Genomic DNA, 15,975 nt, shown 5'->3' on the forward strand with positions numbered 1-15,975 from the left:
CACCGGTGGGAGCATCGGTGCGCGACGAGCGACTCGCGCGAAGAGCAGACAGCAGAGACATGAATTCGACGACCTATCAGACACCCACCGATGGCGAACTCGCCCTCGAAGACCGCGCGGCACTCAAACGTGTGGCGGGGCTCTCCACCGAACTTGCCGACGTCACCGAGGTCGAGTACCGGCAGCTGCGCCTGGAACGGGTTGTGCTGGTGGGTGTCTGGACCGACGGGACCTCGCAGGAGGCCGACGCCAGCATGGCCGAACTCGCCGCGCTGGCCGAAACTGCAGGATCCGAGGTACTCGAAGGTCTGATTCAACGTCGCCAAAAGCCTGATCCGGCAACGTATATCGGCTCTGGCAAGGCGATAGAGCTGCGGGAGATCGTACTGGCCACCGGTGCCGACACCGTGATCTGCGACGGCGAGCTCAGCCCGGCGCAGCTGGTGGCCCTGGAGAAAGCGGTGAAGGTCAAGGTCATCGATCGCACCGCGCTGATTCTGGATATCTTCGCCCAACACGCCACCAGCCGCGAAGGCAAGGCCCAGGTGTCTTTGGCACAGATGGAATACATGCTGCCGCGACTGCGCGGCTGGGGTGAATCCATGTCTCGTCAGGCCGGTGGTCGCGCCGGAGGCGCCGGTGGCGGCGTGGGTACCCGCGGCCCCGGTGAGACGAAGATCGAGACCGATCGGCGCCGAATCCGCGAACGCATGTCCAAGCTGCGTCGCGAGATCCGCGACATGAAGAAGGTGCGTGACACCAAGCGCAGCCGTCGGCTCGAAAGCGATGTGCCCTCGATCGCCATCGTCGGTTACACCAATGCCGGTAAGTCGAGCCTGCTGAATGCGATCACGGGGGCCGGGGTGCTGGTCCAGGACGCACTGTTCGCAACACTCGAACCGACAACCCGCCGCGGAACGTTCGATGACGGACGCGAATTCGTCATCACGGACACCGTCGGTTTCGTACGGCACCTGCCCACCCAGTTGGTCGAGGCCTTCCGGTCCACTCTGGAGGAGGTGGCCGACGCCGACCTGCTGGTCCATGTGGTGGACGGCTCGGACGTGGCGCCGCTGGCCCAGATCGAAGCGGTGCGTGCGGTCATCAGCGACGTCGTCGCGGATCACGATTCGTCGGCGGCACCGGAGCTGTTGGTGATCAACAAGATCGACGCGGCCAGTGATCTTGCCCTGGCGCAGTTGCGTCGTGCGCTGCCCAAAGCGCTGTTCGTGTCGGCGCACACCGGCGACGGCATTGCCAAGCTGCGCGAGGCGCTCGCCGAGACGGTGCCCCGTGGCGATGTGCCTGTCGACGTGGTGGTCCCTTATGAGCGTGGTGATCTGGTGGCCCGGATCCATACCGACGGGCATGTGCAATCCACCGAGCACCTCGCGGCCGGCACACGGGTGATCGCCAGAGTGCCGCAGGCGCTGGCCGCCAGCCTGCTGGAACTGAAGTAGCGGCTCTAGTCGCGCTCGACAAGACGTGGCGGGATGTACGCGCGCACGGGCGGCGGTGTGCCCTCGAACCGTTCGATCTGCACGAGCACGTGCTGACCGGTGCAGCCCTGAGCCAGCGACGAGGTGCCTGCGTCGTCGGTGAGTACGTTCGGGTTCCCGTGTGCGCAGGGCGAATCGGTGTCGGCCGGATCGATCGGATCGAACCATGCCCCGGTGGACAGCTGCACCACGTGGCGCCGCAGGCCCTCGTCGAGAACAGCGCCCGCCAGGCAGGTGCCCCGGTCGTTGAACACCCGCACCACGTCACCATCGGCGATACCGCGTTCGGTGGCGTCGGCCGGATGCATGCGGATGGGTTCGCGTCCCCGAACCTTCGAGCGTTGGCTGGTGCCACCGAAATCGAGCTGGCTGTGCAGCCGCGTGCGGGGCTGGTTGGCGATGAGGTGTAGCGGGAAGCTTTGGGCGCGTTCTCCGTTCAGCCATTCGGTGGGCTCATACCACTGTGGGTGGCCGCCGCAGTCGGCGTATCCGAATCCGTCGATGGTTTCCGAGAAGATCTCTATGCGCCCGCTCGGGGTGTGCAGCGGGTGCGTATCGGGGTTCTCCCGGAAATCCGACAGCAGAGTCAGGCCCGGATCGGTGGGCAGCTGCAGGTAGCCCCGCTCCCAGAACTCGTCGAAGGACGGCACCGGGAAGTCCCGGGCCCCGGCCCATTCGGTGTACAGGTGGCGAAGCCACTGTGCGGCGGTGCGTCCCTCGGTGAATTGTCCGCCGAATCCGAGCCTGTCGGCCAGAGCCGAGAACGTCGTGTAGTCGTCGCGAGAATTGGCGTACGGCGGCGCTGCGGCTTTCATGGCCACCAGCAGTGGGTCATTGCGGCTCCCGGAGAAGTCGTCGCGTTCCAGGCTGGTGGTGGACGGCACCACGATATCGGCGTGCTTGGCCATTGCCGTCCACACCGGATCGTGCACCACGACGGTGTCGACGCGCGCCAGGCCGCGGCGCAGACGCGGCAGGTTCTGATGGTGGTGGAACGGGTTGCCGCCTGCCCAGTAGACGCATTTGATGTCTGGCAGCGTGAGTGTTTGACCGTTGTAGGCCAGCGTCTCACCGGGCCGCAGCAGCAGCTCGCTGATGGCTGCCACCGGAATGAATGTCGTCACCGGGTTTGGCCCCTGCGGGAAGGTGGGCAGTGGGCAGCTGATCGGGGCGAGTCCTGCCTCGTTCATCGAGCCATAACCGTGGCCGAAACCACCTCCGGGAACACCGATCTGACCGAGCATTGCCGCCAGGGTGAGCCCCATCCAGGGCGCCTGCTCGCCGTGGCGTACTCGCTGGAGCGACCAGCTGACCGTGACCAGGGTGCGTCCGGCGGCCATGCGCCGCGCCAATGCACGCAGCTCGTCGGCCTTCAGATCGCTGATGCTCGCGGCCCATTCCGGGCTCTTGGGCACACCGTCGTCGAGGCCCAGCAGATAGCGTTTGAACCGCTCGTAGCCGGTGCAATAAGTGCTCAGGAACGTCAGGTCTGCGAGCCCTTCCACGGCCAGCACGTGGGCTAGCGCGAGCATGACTGCGACATCGGTGCCGGGAACGGGCGCATGCCATTCGCATTCGCCGTCGATGTCATCGCGCAACGGACTGAACGAGACGATGCGGCCACCGCGGGCGCGGAACTTGTCGAGGGCGGCACGTGCCGGATGTGCGGTGGTGCCGCCATGGTTGACACCGGTGTTCTTCAAGGCGATTCCGCCGAATGACACCAACAGATCGGTGTTCTCGACGATGACATCCCATGACGTCGACCTCTTGAAGAGCCCATCGTGGGTGCCGACCACGTGCGGCATGATGACGCCGGTGGCACCCAGGCTGTACGAATGGCGCGAAAAGGTGTACCCGCCGAGCAGTTTCAGGAACCGGTGCACCTGACTCTGAGCGTGATGGAATCGTCCCGCGCTGGCCCAGCCGTACGAGCCGCCGTAGATGGCTTGGTTGCCGTGGATATCGACGACGCGTCGCAGTTCATCGGCCAGTAGTTCGGTGAGCTCATCCCAGGACACCTCCACGTACTCGTCCGAGCCGCGGGCAGTACTGGGGCCGGGCCCGTCCCGCAGCCAGCCGCGCCGCACAGACGGTGCGGTAACCCGGGCCTGGTGGCGGATCGAACCGGGAATGTTCTGCAGCAGCGGGGAAGGGTCCAGATCCGTCGGGATGGGCGTGACACCGATCACTTCGCCGTCGTGGACCTCGGGCGTGAATGCACCCCAGTGGGTATGTGAAAGCGCCAGCCTGGTCACCTCAATCAGCCTAGGCTTTCTGTCCGTCGAAACCGGGTAGGCGAGTACCAACCGACCAGTGGGTTGGTATACATTCTGCCAAGTACGTAAATCCAAACCGGAAGGTGATCATGGCCGGCGCCGTTAAGTTCAAACGCACCATCTTCGAACCCGAGCACGAACTGTTCCGCGAGTCGTTCAAGACCTTCCTGGAACGGCATGCAGAGCCCTACCGCGAGGAGTGGGACGAGAACAAGATCGTCGACCGTTCGCTGTGGGTCGAGGCCGGCAAGCAGGGCTTTTTGGGCACCGATATGCCCGAGGAGTTCGGTGGCGGCGGACTCGTGGATTTCCGCTACAACGCGATCATCGGTGAAGAGATCACCAAGGCCCGTCAGTCGGGTATCGGTTTCACCCTGCACAACGATGTCGCGGGCCCGTACTTCCGGGATCTGGCCAACGACGAGCAGAAGGCACGCTGGTTCCCGGGATTCTGTTCCGGCGAGCTGATCAGCGCCATCGCCATGACCGAGCCGGGGACCGGCAGCGACTTGCAGGGCATCAAGACCCGCGCGGTCAAGGACGGCGATCATTACATTCTCAATGGCGCGAAGACCTTCATCACCAACGGCATCAACGCCGACCTGGTGATCGTGGTCGCACAGACCGACCCCGAAAAGGGTGCGCTGGGCTTCAGCCTGATTGTCGTCGAGCGCGGCATGGAGGGCTTTGAGCGTGGCCGCAAGCTCGACAAGATGGGTCTGGACGCCCAGGACACCGCCGAGCTGTCCTTCACCGACGTTCGCGTGCCCGCCGCCAACCTGCTGGGCGAAGAGGGCCAGGGCTTCATCTACCTCATGCAGAACCTGCCTCAGGAACGCATGTCGATTGCGGTCGTCGCGGCTGCGGCGATGGAAACCATGCTCGAGGCGACCATCGAGTACACATCCGAGCGCAAGGCGTTCGGCAAGCCGATCAAGAGCTTCCAGAACAGCCGCTTTGTGCTGGCCGAGCTCGCCACCGACGCGACCATGATCCGAATCATGGTCGACGAATTCATCACGCTGCTCAACAAGAAAGAACTCAGCGTCGAGCAGGCCGCGATGGCCAAGTGGTACAGCACCGAGAAGCAGGTTCACCTGATCGACCGCTGCCTGCAGCTGCACGGCGGTTACGGCTTCATGCGTGAATACCCGGTGGCGCGTGCCTACATGGACTCTCGTATCCAGACGATCTACGGCGGAACCACCGAGATCATGAAGGAGATCATCGGACGTTCGCTCTAGTCGCGGATGCGTATCCGTGACGCCACGGCCGCCGACGCGGCCGCGTGCGCGGCGATCTATGCGCCGTATGTCACCGAGACGGCTATTTCGTTCGAGGAGGTGCCGCCGTCGGATGTCGTTCTTGCCGAACGCATCCAGACGGCGGCCCACCGCCATGCCTGGCTAGTCGCCGAAGACGCCGGAGAGATTCTCGGGTATGCCTACGCGGTGCCATGGAAGTCCCGCACGGCCTATCAGTGGGCTTGCGAGGTGAGTGTGTATGTAGACGGTGCGCGCCGGCAGCGCGGAGCGGGGCGTCAGTTGTACGCGGCGCTGTTGGAGCGTTTGCGCTCTCTCGGCTATCGCACCGTGCTGGCCGTTGTCGTGGTGCCTAATCTGGCGAGCGAAAAACTACACGTGGCAATGGGATTCGAACAGGTGGCGCTGTATCGACGGATCGGTTACAAGCTGGGTAGCTGGCACGACGTGGCGCACTTCCAGCTCTTCCTAACGTCCGTCGAGGATGCTTCTGCGCCCGGGCCGCCGCCCGGGTCCGCCTAGACCTTGCGGATGACGGTGACGACCTTGCCGAGGATGGCGGCGTCGTTACCGGGGATGGGCTCGAAGAGCGGGTTGTGCGGCATCAGCCACACCTGACCCGTCGTCCGCTTGAATGTTTTGACGGTCGCCTCACCATCGATCATCGCTGCCACGATGTCACCGTTGTCGGCGACATTCTGCTGGCGGACCACCACCCAGTCGCCATCGCAGATCGCGGCGTCGATCATCGATTCGCCGACGACCTTGAGCAGGAATAGCGATCCCTCGCCGACAAGTTCGCGGGGGAGTGGGAACACATCCTCAACGGCCTCCTCGGCCAGGATCGGACCACCGGCGGCGATCCGTCCCAGCACGGGCACGAACGTGGGCTCCGGCAGATCGCCCGAACCCACCACATCGGTGGTGGCAGAGGGGGTATGAGCGTCATCGATACCCCGAACATCAACGGCGCGTGGACGGTTCGGATCACGCCGCAGGAAGCCCTTCTGTTCGAGGGTGCGTAGTTGATGGGCGACCGACGACGTCGAGGTAAGCCCGACGGCGTCTCCGATTTCGCGGATGCTCGGGGGGTAGCCCCGTTCATTCACCGATGCGCGGATGACCTCCAGGATGGTCCGCTGGCGCTCGGTCAGTGAACCGGTGGCGGGTCCCTTGCTGGGTGTATCGCTCATGGGCCCGAATCTAGACCTGTCGACGACATTTATCAAACATGTGTTCGATGCGTGTCGCCAATGACGGTCGGTGGCCCGACTATCTGGTGCGTCGTCGCTGGTCAGTACCACTTGTCGGTGGCGGATGCTACAAATCGATCACATGTTCGGACATCGAACACATGATCGAGTACATTCGAACATAAGAGCGAACGGGCTTACCGATCGACAGGACAGGAAGGGCATACCGATGAGCACAAACGTTCTCACCACGCCGCGTCTTCGCACCGCCGAGCACGCATCACGCGAGTGCGCCCCGCAGGCGCGTGCGTACAGCGCCCAGTACCCGCTGACCCAGCGCCGGGCACTGCCGGTGCGCACCGTCGCCTACCGGAGGCCTTCCGGACGGCCGGTTGCGTACCGGGGTAACGGCATCCGAGTCTCGTCGGCGCCACATCGGGTGCACCGTCGCAGCCCGGTGAGCCTTAAGGCCACCATCGTTGTCTCGGTGGGTGCCGCCGTGGCCACCATGTGGCTGTTGATGCTCGGCCAGGTCAGCGCCGCCGGAATCGGGGGAGTTGACGTGCCCGACCGCGTGGCGGTTGTCCAGGTCGCGCCCGGAGAGACCCTGGCTGATGTGGCCTCGCGTGTCGCACCGGGCGCGCCGCGCTCGGCGGTGGTGTCCAAGATCCGTGAACTCAATGAACTCGATTCGGCGACAGTGCAAGCCGGTCAGACACTGGTTTCTCCGGTCGGCTGATCGGCGAACGGGCGTGACCTTCGAACGTGCGGGAGCACGGGTATCCTCGACACCGGTCTGGGCGCGTTGCGCTGTGCGTCAGCTCACCCAGCCCAACGACTTGGAGTCCAGAACCGGCGAAGGAGCAGTAATGCACTGTCCGTTCTGCCGGCATCCAGACTCGCGTGTGGTCGATTCCCGTGAGGCGGATGAGGGTCAGGCGATACGGCGACGTCGATCGTGCCCGGAGTGCGGCCGTCGTTTCACCACCGTCGAGACCGCTGTGCTCGCTGTTGTGAAGCGCAGCGGTGTCACCGAGCCGTTCAGTCGCGACAAGGTCATCAAGGGCGTACGCCGTGCCTGTCAGGGTCGCGACGTCGACGACGACGCGCTGAATCTGCTTGCTCAGCAAGTCGAGGATGCCGTCAGGGCCGCCGGATCCCCGGAAATCCCCAGCAATGAGGTGGGCCTGGCCATCCTTGGCCCGCTTCGCGACCTGGACGAGGTCGCGTACCTGCGTTTCGCCTCGGTGTATCGCGGATTCAGCTCCGCCGAGGACTTCGAACGCGAGATCGCCGCATTGCGCGCGCACCGGGACGCTCCGACAGGGTCCTAGACCCAGATGGCGGTGCCGTGCGTCGCTAGTCCAACGTCAGTGACTGATCGGCGACGACATGGCCACCGATAGTCACCCAGCCCTCCGGGCTCCATTGCGTGAGAATCTGTGAACCCTTGCCCTGATTGACGATCAGATCACGGCTCAACAGGTCGGTCATCCGTGCCGCCACCGAACCAGTTGCTTCGTCCTCGTTGACACCCAGGTCGAACGCGAATACCCGCGATCGCACCAGACTCGTATTGCGGTCCTGCCACGCCCAGACGCAATGCAGTAGTTCGTCGGCGTAGTCGGAAGGATCGGCAGCATCCACATCTTTGGGGGAGTCCAGCTCGTGGAAATCGGTCTCGGGTGACCACTCGGACCGGGCGCGTATCCACGTGCGGTCGTCATAGCTCACCTGGAGCACGCCCGCGGGAACCTGCAGGGTGTTGACCGGTGTCCCGCGTTCACGCAGCCACCACGCCAATCCGACGGTCGGATGTCCGGCGAAGGGCAGCTCGGCGGCCGGGGTGAAGATCCGCAGATGTGCGGTGTTGGATCCTTCGGCGGGAAGATCGACGAAAACTGTTTCGCTGAAACCCAGCCGGGTAGCGACCTCCTGGCGTGCCGACGCTGGAACGTCGGCACCATTGACGATCCCTAGGGGATTGCCGAAGTTGCCTGTCTCATCGGTGAATACGCGGACAACCGCGACATCAACACTCATGCGTCGACTCTACGTCTCGCGCGCGCCGCGCACCGGGATACCCCGTGAACTGCGCAATCCTTCGGTACCGCTTGAGCTCTCGTGGCTAGGTGGCGCTGCGCTCGTCGGTGCCCATAGCGTCGAGCACCGCCATCCGGGTCCGTGCGGCGCCGCTGATCGTGTGCTCGGTGATGCCGGTGCGTAACAGTCGGCGCAACTCATTCTCGTCGTATTCGGCGGGCTCGGTGGAGTCGATGAATTGGCGCACGATGCTGATGAATCGATCGGGGTCGTCGTGGAAGGGGAAATGCCCGGAGTGCTCGAAGATCTCTAGTGTCGAGCCGGGCATCGCCGCATGGGCGAAATGGCCGTGGCTAACCGGGATCACCAGGTCGTCGCTACCCCAAATCAGCTGCACGGGAACGGACTCGGTCAAATAACATCGGTCGAGCATGGTGACCACCTGGCCGCGCCAATCAACCACGGCGCGCAGCGTCCGGGTGAACGCGGCCGAGGCCCGGGGCTCGGGCAGGTCGGCGAGAACCCGCAGGACGTCGGGGATGTCGCGGCCCATTCCGGCCCGTCCCAACGTCGCGCCGGCTATTGCGCCGGTCAGCCGGATCATCGGCATGGCCAGCGGCAGTCTCAGAAGCCCGATCGCATCTCCGATGACGGGCATTGACGCACAACGCAATACGATGTTGACATCTTTGGTCACCCCGCCCGGCGCGACCAGAATGAGTCTCTCGACCAGGTGGGGGAACTGGTAGGTGAACTGCATCGCAACGCCGCCGCCCAGCGAATGCCCGACGACGGTGACCTTCTCGATGTCCAACACGGCCAGCAAGTCCCGCATGCCATTGGCGTAGGCCGCCACCGAGTAGTCGGCGCGTGGTTTATCCGACTGGCCGTGCCCCAGCAGATCCGGGGCGATCACAGTGAAATGCTCGGCGAGCTGCGCGTGCACGCTGTCCCATGTCGCGGAGTTGTCGCCGATACCGTGAATGAGCAGAAGTGCGGGTCCCGATCCCGCGATTCGAAAGGCGCGCCGGTACCCGTGGATGGTGCGGAACGCCATCCGTGGACGCGTCGATGCGTCGGTGGCCGATTCAGCATTGTCGCCGACATCGGCACCCTCGGTGTGCTCGGTATCCGGCACTGGATGCAGGAGCCGCGGCGGAGGATTCATGTCAAGTATTTTGACCCTTCGCCGCAAATTTGGCGCGGCGAGCGGACAACAGGCTTAGAGAACAGGCCCATCGCCGGACGGATCCTCGCCGAACTTGGCCTGTTCAGCGAGGAAACGCTCGAATTCTCCGGCCAGTTCGTCACCGCTGGGAAGCTCCTCGTCCCGTGCCAGCAACGAGCGATTCTCCTGCGCCGCGACGAAGGCGTCGTACTGGCGTTCCAGCGCATGGACCACCTGAGCGACTTCTTCGCTGCCTTCCACCTGCTCGTTGATCTGGTTGCGCACCTTGCCGGCTGCCTCGGTAAGCGCCTGCAGATCCAGATCCAGATCGCCGGTCCTGGCGACTTCCTCCAGCAGGCGTTGCGAGGCCTCCGGGTAGTCGGTCTGTGCCAGGTAATGGGGAACGTGGACGGCGAAGCCGACCACATCGTGGCCGTGCTGGGCCAGACGGAACTCCAGCAGGTTGGAGGCGCTGCCCGGGACCTGGACCTCATCGATCCAGCCCGGGTGCTCGTCGAGGGTCTTGCGGTCGTTTCCGTGTGCGGTCAGGGTGATCGGGCGGGTATGCGGTACCGCCATCGGAATCGCGCCCAGTCCAATGGTCTTGCGTACACCGAGTTGATCGGCCAGCAGCCGGATCGCGGTGACGAAACGCTCCCACTTCAGATCTGGCTCAAGCCCGGCCAGCAGCAGGAACGGTGTGCCCTTGGTGTCTTTGAGCGCATACAGGTTGAGTTCGGGCGTGGCGTACTCGGTGAAGTGATCGCTCTTGAACGTCATCACCGGACGGCGAGACCGGTAGTCGAGCAGATCGTCGATGGCGAATGACGCGACCAATTCGCTTTCGAGCGTGTCACGCAGGTGCGCGGCCGCCAGCTTCACGGCGTGACCGGAGTCGGAGAAGCCCTGCAACGCATGCACCAGAACCGGACCGCGCCCATCGGCGGATGCCAGCTGTGGACCCGGGAATTCCAGCTCGTACATGCCACTCTGATCGGGTCTGTACGGCTGCTGCTCCCCGTCGTTACTGCTTGTCATGATTCGCCTCCCTTCGCGTCCTCGTCCCACCAGTGTCCCTTACTGGCAGGCAAACGGCGAATGTACCTATGGCCTCAACGGCCCAGGCGGGATGCAAATTCCGGATGTGGGCGGCATTCGCCCAGCGCGAAATCCTTCAGGCCTTGAACTGATTGAGCGCGCGGATCTTGTTCATCACGTCGAGTGCGGCGACCTTGTAGGCCTCGGAGAACGTCGGGTAGTTGAAAACCGCGTCGACCAGGTACTCGACGGTGCCGCCGCAGCCCATCACCGCCTGTCCGATGTGGACCAGGTCGGTGGCATCAGAGCCGAAGATGTGCACTCCGAGCAGCCTGAGGTCCTCGGTGGACACCAGCAGCTTGAGCATTCCGTAGGAATCTCCGGCGATCTGTCCGCGCGCCAGCTCGCGATAACGCGAGACACCCACCTCGTAGGGAATCGCGTTCTTGGTGAGTTCAACCTCGGTGGCGCCCACATAGGACACTTCGGGGATGGAGTAGATGCCGATCGGTTGCAGATCGGTCATGCCTTTGGACGGCTCGCCAAACGCGTGGTAGGCCGCGAGGCGGCCCTGATCCATCGAGGTGGCCGCCAGCGCGGGGAAGCCGATCACGTCACCCACCGCGTAGATGTGGTCGACCTTGGTCTGAAAGTTCGCGTCAACCCAGATCCGGCCTCGGTTGTCGGCCTCCAGCCCGGCCCGGGCGAGGTCGAGCTGATCTGTCTGCCCCTGTCGTCCCGCGGAGTACATCACGGTGTCGGCGGGGATCTGTTTGCCGCTGGCCAATGTGGTCATGGTGCCCGAATCATTGACGTCGACGGCGGTGACCTCCTCACCGAAACGGAAGGTCACGGCCAAGTCGCGCAGGTGAAAGCGAAGGGCCTCAACGACTTCGGGATCGCAGAAGTCCAGCATCGAGTCGCGTTTCTCCACCACGGTCACCTTGGTGCCCAGGGCGGCGAACATGGAGGCGTACTCGATTCCGATGACGCCCGCACCGACCACCACCATGGATCCGGGGATGAAGCGCAGATCCAGGATGCCGTCCGAATCCAGGACGCGGCGTTCGTCGAACGCCACACCGGCGGGCCGGGCAGGCTTGGTGCCGGTGGCCAGCACGACGTACTCGGCATGCAGTGTGGTGCGCTCGCCCCGGGAGGGCTCTTCCACTACGACGGTGTGCTCATCGGCGAACCGTCCGATGCCGCTGATCAGGTCGATCCGATTGCGCAGGAGCTGGGAACGCACCACCTCGATTTCCTTACGGATGACGTGTTCGGTGCGGGCCAGCAGATCTTCGGGAGTGATGTTGGCTTTGACCCGGTAGCTCGCGCCGTAGAGCTCGCGCTGGTTCATGCCGGTCAGGTAGAGGACGGCCTCGCGCAGCGTCTTGGACGGAATGGTTCCGGTGTTGGTGCAGACACCGCCGAGCATGTTGTCGCGTTCGACCACGGCCACCGACTTGCCCAGCTTGGCCGCGGCGATGGCGGCTTTCTGGCCGCCGGGGCCCGATCCGATGACGACGAGGTCGTAGGTGGGGGTTTCTGCTGCCGTGGATGAGCCGCTTGCGCGAAGGCCGTTGGTCATGGGTGTACTCAATACGCCGATTCGTCTAACCGTGCATGCCGTCCGTGTCACGGTGACATGAACAGTTGTCCCTACCGAATCTCGCGCGCGCCTCCGGGGACCCGGGCCGTGCCGATGGCAGCATGTGACCGTGACGGCATCGCGGCTGGTAGCGACGATGGTTGTGGCTGGATGCTGCGCCGCGACATCGCCCGCATGCACGCGGGCAATCGACGGAACGCCCATGGAGTCATCCGGTGGCGCATCGTCCCCGTTGACCACCACCACCGCGCCGCCGCGGGCACCGGCGGGCCCGGTGGGGGCGCTCCTGCTGGCGCCGACGGACTTCCCGCATCAATATCCGGCCACCACGCTGGATCCTGGTGCCGCCGGTCTGGCGCTCCGCGACATCCGGGGCGTGCCCGATGCGGCTACCGTCGCCCCCACCACATGCACACCGGAACCCGTTCCGGCAGTGCCGCAGGACGCAGCGGTGGCGGTGGGCACCAACGAGTCCGACAATTCGACCATCACGGTGGCGGTACTTCGCGTGCCGCAACCGCTTGCCACCTACAAGACGCAACTGGAGCGCTGCACTTCGTATACCTTCACCGACCCGGACCAGGTCACGAGCACGGTGACGGCCTCTCAGGCCGTGGCTCCGCCCATCAACGCCGATGATTCGGTGGCGGTCAACCAAACGGTGTCGCCGTCCGGGGCAGGCAACGGTACACAAACCACCCTGTCGCTCATCGCGCAGATCGCAGATATACGAATCCAGGCCACCTACATGACTTTTCAGGGCACCGAGCCCGATGCGGTGCTCCTGGATCAGGCCTTCACTGCGGCTGTACTCAAGGTGCACGACAGCTTCCACTGACATCCGGCTCCATCGGGCGGGTTGTCCACAGTCCCCGCGGCATCCACAGGTTCCCGGAGGCGCTGGCACAACGCGAGGTCGCTATCGCGGGGTTGACGGTCCTGGCTGTCACGGTGCGGACATGACATCACTGATTCCCGGACCGCTCGGTCGTCCCGACTTCCGATTGAATCGGCCCTCTGCCCTGATCGCCGCGCTACCGGCGATGTTGGGGTTCATTCCGGAAGATTCCCTTGTTGTGGTGACACTCGCCGGTGGGCTCATCGAAGCGATACTGCGCAGGGACCTTCATGACCTGGACGGCACCGACTGCCTGGCATTCGAGGTGCTGGCCGAGGTGTTGAGGCCGGGGCCGGCCGATGCGGTGATCGCAGTGGTCATCAGTGCGGACATAGACGAGCGTGAGGCCGGTGACATCATCCGGCGGCTAGCCAAACATCTAGAACGTCAGGGCATTTCGTTAATTGCCGGCCACACGGTAGACCGTGTCGGGCCCCAGGGCTGGTGGCGCTGTTATGACGGATGCGGCGCTGGCGGGCCCGTCGACGATCCCGGGTGCTCTCCGCTGACCGCGGCGGCGGTTTTGGCCGGCAGGACGGTGCATCGCCGTAGGGAGGATCTCGTGGCGCTGATCGCGCCCTCCGACACCGCGCGCACCTGCGCGCTGGCCGTCTCCTTGCGGCGGGCGTCTCAGGGACAAGGCGAGGCCAGCGTGGCAGACCGGCGTGCCGTGAATCGAGTGATGCGGGCGGCGTGCCGAACAGCGGAATTCCGTTCACTGTCCAACCGTGAGCTGCTGGCGATTGCTCGCTCCCTGACGGTCGTGCGGGTCCGAGACACGTTGTGTGCGTTGGCTGTCGGTGTGCTGTCCGACGATGTGGAACGGCTGTGGCTGGCGCTGAGCCGATTGCTCCCTGACCCCTGGCGTGCGGAAGCGTTGGTGTTATTGGGATTTAGTGCCTATGTGCGCGGCGATGGTCCACTGGCTGGTGTCGCTCTAGACGCCGCGCTCACTGCTCGGCCGGACCATCGTCTGGGGCAGCTCTTGATGTCAGCGCTGCACTCCGGTATGCGCCCCGGTGAAATTCGTGCCCTGGCCGATACCGGCTTCCGGCTGGCTCACGAGCTGGGAATCAGCCTGCCGCCCAGGCAGGTTCGAGGTGTGAGCTAGACCTTCTCCACCATGACCGCGTGCGCCATCTCGTGCGGCAGCTCGACGCTCTCATGGCCCGGAATGATGATGATGACGCCATCGGGGGAAGACTCCACGGTGACGCGCGCATTCGGCACCACACCGGCGTCCTTGAGGCGCGACAGCAGATCGGTATCGGCCTGCACGTGTTCGGCCAGCCTGCGTACCACCACCGCGACCTGGGACCCTGACTGAATCTCGGTCAGCCGCACGGCGCTGGCATTCTCGGACCTGTCGGCGGGCACACCCAACTCGGAAAGGCCGGGGATCGGGTTACCGAACGGGGAAGTGGTCGGGTTGTTGAGGATCGTGAGCAGACGGCGCTCGACATCCTCGCTCATCACGTGTTCCCAACGGCAGGCCTCGGCATGCACGTCTTCCCACGGCAGCCCGATCACGTCGACCAGCAGGCATTCGGCCAGCCGGTGCTTGCGCATCACCGAGACCGCCAGTGCGCGGCCCTTGTCGGTGAGTTCGAGGTGGCGGTCGCCGGCGACGTTCAGCAGGCCGTCGCGTTCCATCCGCGCCACCGTCTGGCTCACGGTCGGGCCGCTCTGCTCGAGCCTTTCGGCAATGCGGGCACGCAGCGGCACCACGCCCTCTTCTTCGAGGTCGTAGATCGTTCGCAGATACATTTCTGTCGTATCGACAAGATCGTTCACCACTCGCCCCTTACGGTCGTGCTTAGTCTACCGATCTACAACGCAAATCGGGGCGCTGCGCTTCCAGAACGCAGCGCCCCGAGGGCAGGGTAGTAGGTCAACTAGCTCGCGTACGAACGCAGGCGTTCTGCGCGGTCGCCGTGGCGCAGCTTCGTCATGACTTCACGCTCGATCTGACGCACCCGCTCGCGAGACAGTCCGAACAGCTTGCCGATCTGGTCGAGTGTGCGGGCCTGTCCGTCATCGAGTCCGTACCGAAGCCGGATGACCTGCTGCTCACGCTCGTCGAGAGTGGCCAGCACGCTGCGCACGTCCGAGTGCAGTAGCTCGGCGATGACGGCGTTCTCCGCCGACATGGCCTCGGTGTCCTCGATGAAGTCGCCAAGCGGCGCTTCTTCGTCGGTACCGACAGGCATGTCCAGGCTCACCGGATCCCGGCTGTGGTCCAGCAGATCCCCGATCTTCTCCACGGGAATGCCGGACTCCTCGGCCAGTTCCTCGTCGCTGGCCTCGCGACCGAGCCGCTGGTGCAGCTCACGCTTGATGCGAGCCAGCTTGTTCACCTGCTCCACCAGGTGCACTGGCAGGCGGATGGTGCGGCTCTGATCGGCCATGCCGCGGGTGATGGCCTGACGGATCCACCAGGTGGCGTAGGTCGAGAACTTGAACCCCTTGGCGTAGTCGAACTTCTCCATGGCGCGGATCAAGCCCAGGTTGCCCTCCTGGATGAGGTCCAGCAGCGGCATCCCGCGTCCGGTGTAGCGCTTGGCCAGCGACACCACCAGCCGCAGGTTGGCCTCCAGCAGGTGGCTGCGCGCGGCGCTACCTTCCCGCACGATGGCTGCCAGATCCTTCTTGCGGGCCTCGCCGAGGCGTTTCTTGGTGTCCAGAAGGTGCTGGGCATACAGCCCCGCCTCGATCCGTTTTGCCAGCTCGACTTCGTCCTCCGCCGTGAGCAGAGCAGTCTTGCCGATGCCGTTCAAATACACCCGCACGAGGTCGGCGGCTGGACTTTGGGTGTCCAGATCGTCGGACTCAGTAGTACGGGCCGGACGGGTCGTGGCGTTTGCCATCGCTGCCTCCTAGTTGATCCGTAGGTCTCATGAGTTGCAACGCCCGGGTGGCCCAGAAAGTTCCTGAGGTTCCCAAATGGCGCCGTCATTGACCTGCGGATTTCGAGTTAGCAGCTGAG

15 protein-coding genes are annotated in these 15,975 nt (G+C 64.5%); 7 read left to right on the plus strand and 8 right to left on the minus strand.

The features are described from left to right. Positions 1–59: 59 nt before the first annotated feature. On the plus strand, positions 60–1,460 hold the full coding sequence (gene hflX / locus AOT83_RS16105) for a GTPase HflX (RefSeq protein WP_030093820.1): 1,401 nt from the start codon (positions 60–62) through the stop codon (positions 1,458–1,460). A 5-nt stretch (positions 1,461–1,465) separates the two neighbouring features. Here hflX and AOT83_RS16110 read toward each other — a convergent pair whose 3' ends face one another. Further along, on the minus strand, positions 1,466–3,757 hold the full coding sequence (locus AOT83_RS16110; RefSeq protein ID WP_057966105.1) for a molybdopterin-dependent oxidoreductase: 2,292 nt from the start codon (positions 3,755–3,757) through the stop codon (positions 1,466–1,468). A gap of 110 nt (positions 3,758–3,867) precedes the next feature. Between AOT83_RS16110 and AOT83_RS16115 the strand changes: the two genes are divergently transcribed. Both AOT83_RS16115 and AOT83_RS16120 read left to right on the plus strand, forming a co-directional pair. After that, entirely contained in the window at positions 3,868–5,022 is a 1,155-nt protein-coding gene (locus tag AOT83_RS16115; protein WP_030093818.1) for an acyl-CoA dehydrogenase family protein, read from the plus strand. Positions 5,023–5,028: 6 nt separating this feature from the next. Next, positions 5,029–5,562 (plus strand): GNAT family N-acetyltransferase, encoded by a 534-nt coding sequence (locus tag AOT83_RS16120; RefSeq protein WP_057966104.1) that lies wholly within the window; start codon positions 5,029–5,031, stop codon positions 5,560–5,562. Here AOT83_RS16120 and lexA read toward each other — a convergent pair. Next, a complete protein-coding gene (gene lexA / locus AOT83_RS16125; protein ID WP_030093816.1) occupies positions 5,559–6,233 on the minus strand; it encodes a transcriptional repressor LexA in 675 nt (224 codons plus the stop codon). The two genes, AOT83_RS16120 and lexA, sit on opposite strands and share 4 nt — an antisense overlap. 229 nt (positions 6,234–6,462) lie before the next feature. Here lexA and AOT83_RS16130 point away from each other — a divergent pair, with 229 nt between their 5' ends. Continuing rightward, the gene (locus AOT83_RS16130; protein WP_057966103.1) at positions 6,463–6,972 is read left to right on the plus strand and encodes a LysM peptidoglycan-binding domain-containing protein; all 510 of its coding nucleotides are present in this window, start codon (positions 6,463–6,465) and stop codon (positions 6,970–6,972) included. Between the two features lie 130 nt (positions 6,973–7,102). Beyond that, positions 7,103–7,567: a transcriptional regulator NrdR gene (gene nrdR, locus AOT83_RS16135; RefSeq protein WP_030093814.1), complete on the plus strand. Its 465-nt coding sequence runs from the start codon at positions 7,103–7,105 to the stop codon at positions 7,565–7,567. A gap of 25 nt (positions 7,568–7,592) precedes the next feature. Here the strand turns inward: nrdR and AOT83_RS16140 are convergent, their stop codons facing one another. The 4 genes from AOT83_RS16140 to sthA all read right to left on the minus strand — a co-directional run bounded on the left by AOT83_RS16140 (position 7,593) and on the right by sthA (position 12,070). Further along, the gene (locus AOT83_RS16140; RefSeq protein WP_057966102.1) at positions 7,593–8,276 is read right to left on the minus strand and encodes a PhzF family phenazine biosynthesis protein; all 684 of its coding nucleotides are present in this window, start codon (positions 8,274–8,276) and stop codon (positions 7,593–7,595) included. A gap of 85 nt (positions 8,277–8,361) precedes the next feature. Beyond that, positions 8,362–9,444 (minus strand): alpha/beta hydrolase, encoded by a 1,083-nt coding sequence (locus AOT83_RS16145; RefSeq protein WP_078285429.1) that lies wholly within the window; start codon positions 9,442–9,444, stop codon positions 8,362–8,364. Between the two features lie 54 nt (positions 9,445–9,498). After that, positions 9,499–10,482, minus strand: a complete 984-nt coding sequence (locus AOT83_RS16150; protein ID WP_030093811.1) for a PAC2 family protein — start codon at positions 10,480–10,482, stop codon at positions 9,499–9,501. 136 nt (positions 10,483–10,618) lie between these two features. Then, positions 10,619–12,070 carry a Si-specific NAD(P)(+) transhydrogenase gene (gene sthA, locus AOT83_RS16155; protein WP_046254068.1) on the minus strand — a complete coding sequence of 484 codons (1,452 nt, stop codon included), beginning with the start codon at positions 12,068–12,070 and terminating at the stop codon, positions 10,619–10,621. Between the two features lie 124 nt (positions 12,071–12,194). On the opposite strand from sthA, the gene AOT83_RS16160 reads away from it, so the two are divergent. Beyond that, complete coding sequence (locus AOT83_RS16160) at positions 12,195–12,929, plus strand: hypothetical protein (protein ID WP_057966101.1); 735 nt, start codon at positions 12,195–12,197, stop codon at positions 12,927–12,929. Positions 12,930–13,050: 121 nt separating this feature from the next. After that, on the plus strand, positions 13,051–14,100 hold the full coding sequence (locus AOT83_RS16165) for a DUF4192 domain-containing protein (RefSeq protein WP_057966100.1): 1,050 nt from the start codon (positions 13,051–13,053) through the stop codon (positions 14,098–14,100). Here AOT83_RS16165 and AOT83_RS16170 read toward each other — a convergent pair. Together AOT83_RS16170 and AOT83_RS16175 are read right to left on the minus strand one after the other, a co-directional pair. Then, positions 14,097–14,783, minus strand: coding sequence for a metal-dependent transcriptional regulator (locus tag AOT83_RS16170; RefSeq protein ID WP_057966189.1), 687 nt, complete (start codon positions 14,781–14,783; stop codon positions 14,097–14,099). The genes AOT83_RS16165 and AOT83_RS16170 overlap by 4 nt on opposite strands. A 101-nt stretch (positions 14,784–14,884) precedes the next feature. After that, positions 14,885–15,856, minus strand: a complete 972-nt coding sequence (locus AOT83_RS16175; RefSeq protein WP_046254064.1) for a sigma-70 family RNA polymerase sigma factor — start codon at positions 15,854–15,856, stop codon at positions 14,885–14,887. Positions 15,857–15,975: the final 119 nt, after the last annotated feature.

Source organism: Mycobacteroides sp. H001, assembly GCF_001440005.1.
Classification (GTDB): domain Bacteria; phylum Actinomycetota; class Actinomycetes; order Mycobacteriales; family Mycobacteriaceae; genus Mycobacterium; species Mycobacterium gwanakae.

Bases quoted from the DNA above. Each gene is read 5' to 3' on its own strand.
- AOT83_RS16140 (WP_057966102.1), bottom strand. From the start codon at position 8,276: ATGAGTGTTGATGTCGCGGTTGTCCGCGTATTCACCGATGAGACAGGC.
- AOT83_RS16130 (WP_057966103.1), top strand. From the start codon at position 6,463: ATGAGCACAAACGTTCTCACCACGCCGCGTCTTCGCACCGCCGAGCAC.
- nrdR (WP_030093814.1), top strand. From the start codon at position 7,103: ATGCACTGTCCGTTCTGCCGGCATCCAGACTCGCGTGTGGTCGATTCC.
- lexA (WP_030093816.1), bottom strand. From the start codon at position 6,233: ATGAGCGATACACCCAGCAAGGGACCCGCCACCGGTTCACTGACCGAG.
- AOT83_RS16120 (WP_057966104.1), top strand. From the start codon at position 5,029: ATGCGTATCCGTGACGCCACGGCCGCCGACGCGGCCGCGTGCGCGGCG.
- AOT83_RS16175 (WP_046254064.1), bottom strand. From the start codon at position 15,856: ATGGCAAACGCCACGACCCGTCCGGCCCGTACTACTGAGTCCGACGAT.
- AOT83_RS16150 (WP_030093811.1), bottom strand. From the start codon at position 10,482: ATGACAAGCAGTAACGACGGGGAGCAGCAGCCGTACAGACCCGATCAG.
- sthA (WP_046254068.1), bottom strand. From the start codon at position 12,070: ATGACCAACGGCCTTCGCGCAAGCGGCTCATCCACGGCAGCAGAAACC.
- hflX (WP_030093820.1), top strand. From the start codon at position 60: ATGAATTCGACGACCTATCAGACACCCACCGATGGCGAACTCGCCCTC.
- AOT83_RS16165 (WP_057966100.1), top strand. From the start codon at position 13,051: ATGACATCACTGATTCCCGGACCGCTCGGTCGTCCCGACTTCCGATTG.
- AOT83_RS16145 (WP_078285429.1), bottom strand. From the start codon at position 9,444: ATGAATCCTCCGCCGCGGCTCCTGCATCCAGTGCCGGATACCGAGCAC.
- AOT83_RS16115 (WP_030093818.1), top strand. From the start codon at position 3,868: ATGGCCGGCGCCGTTAAGTTCAAACGCACCATCTTCGAACCCGAGCAC.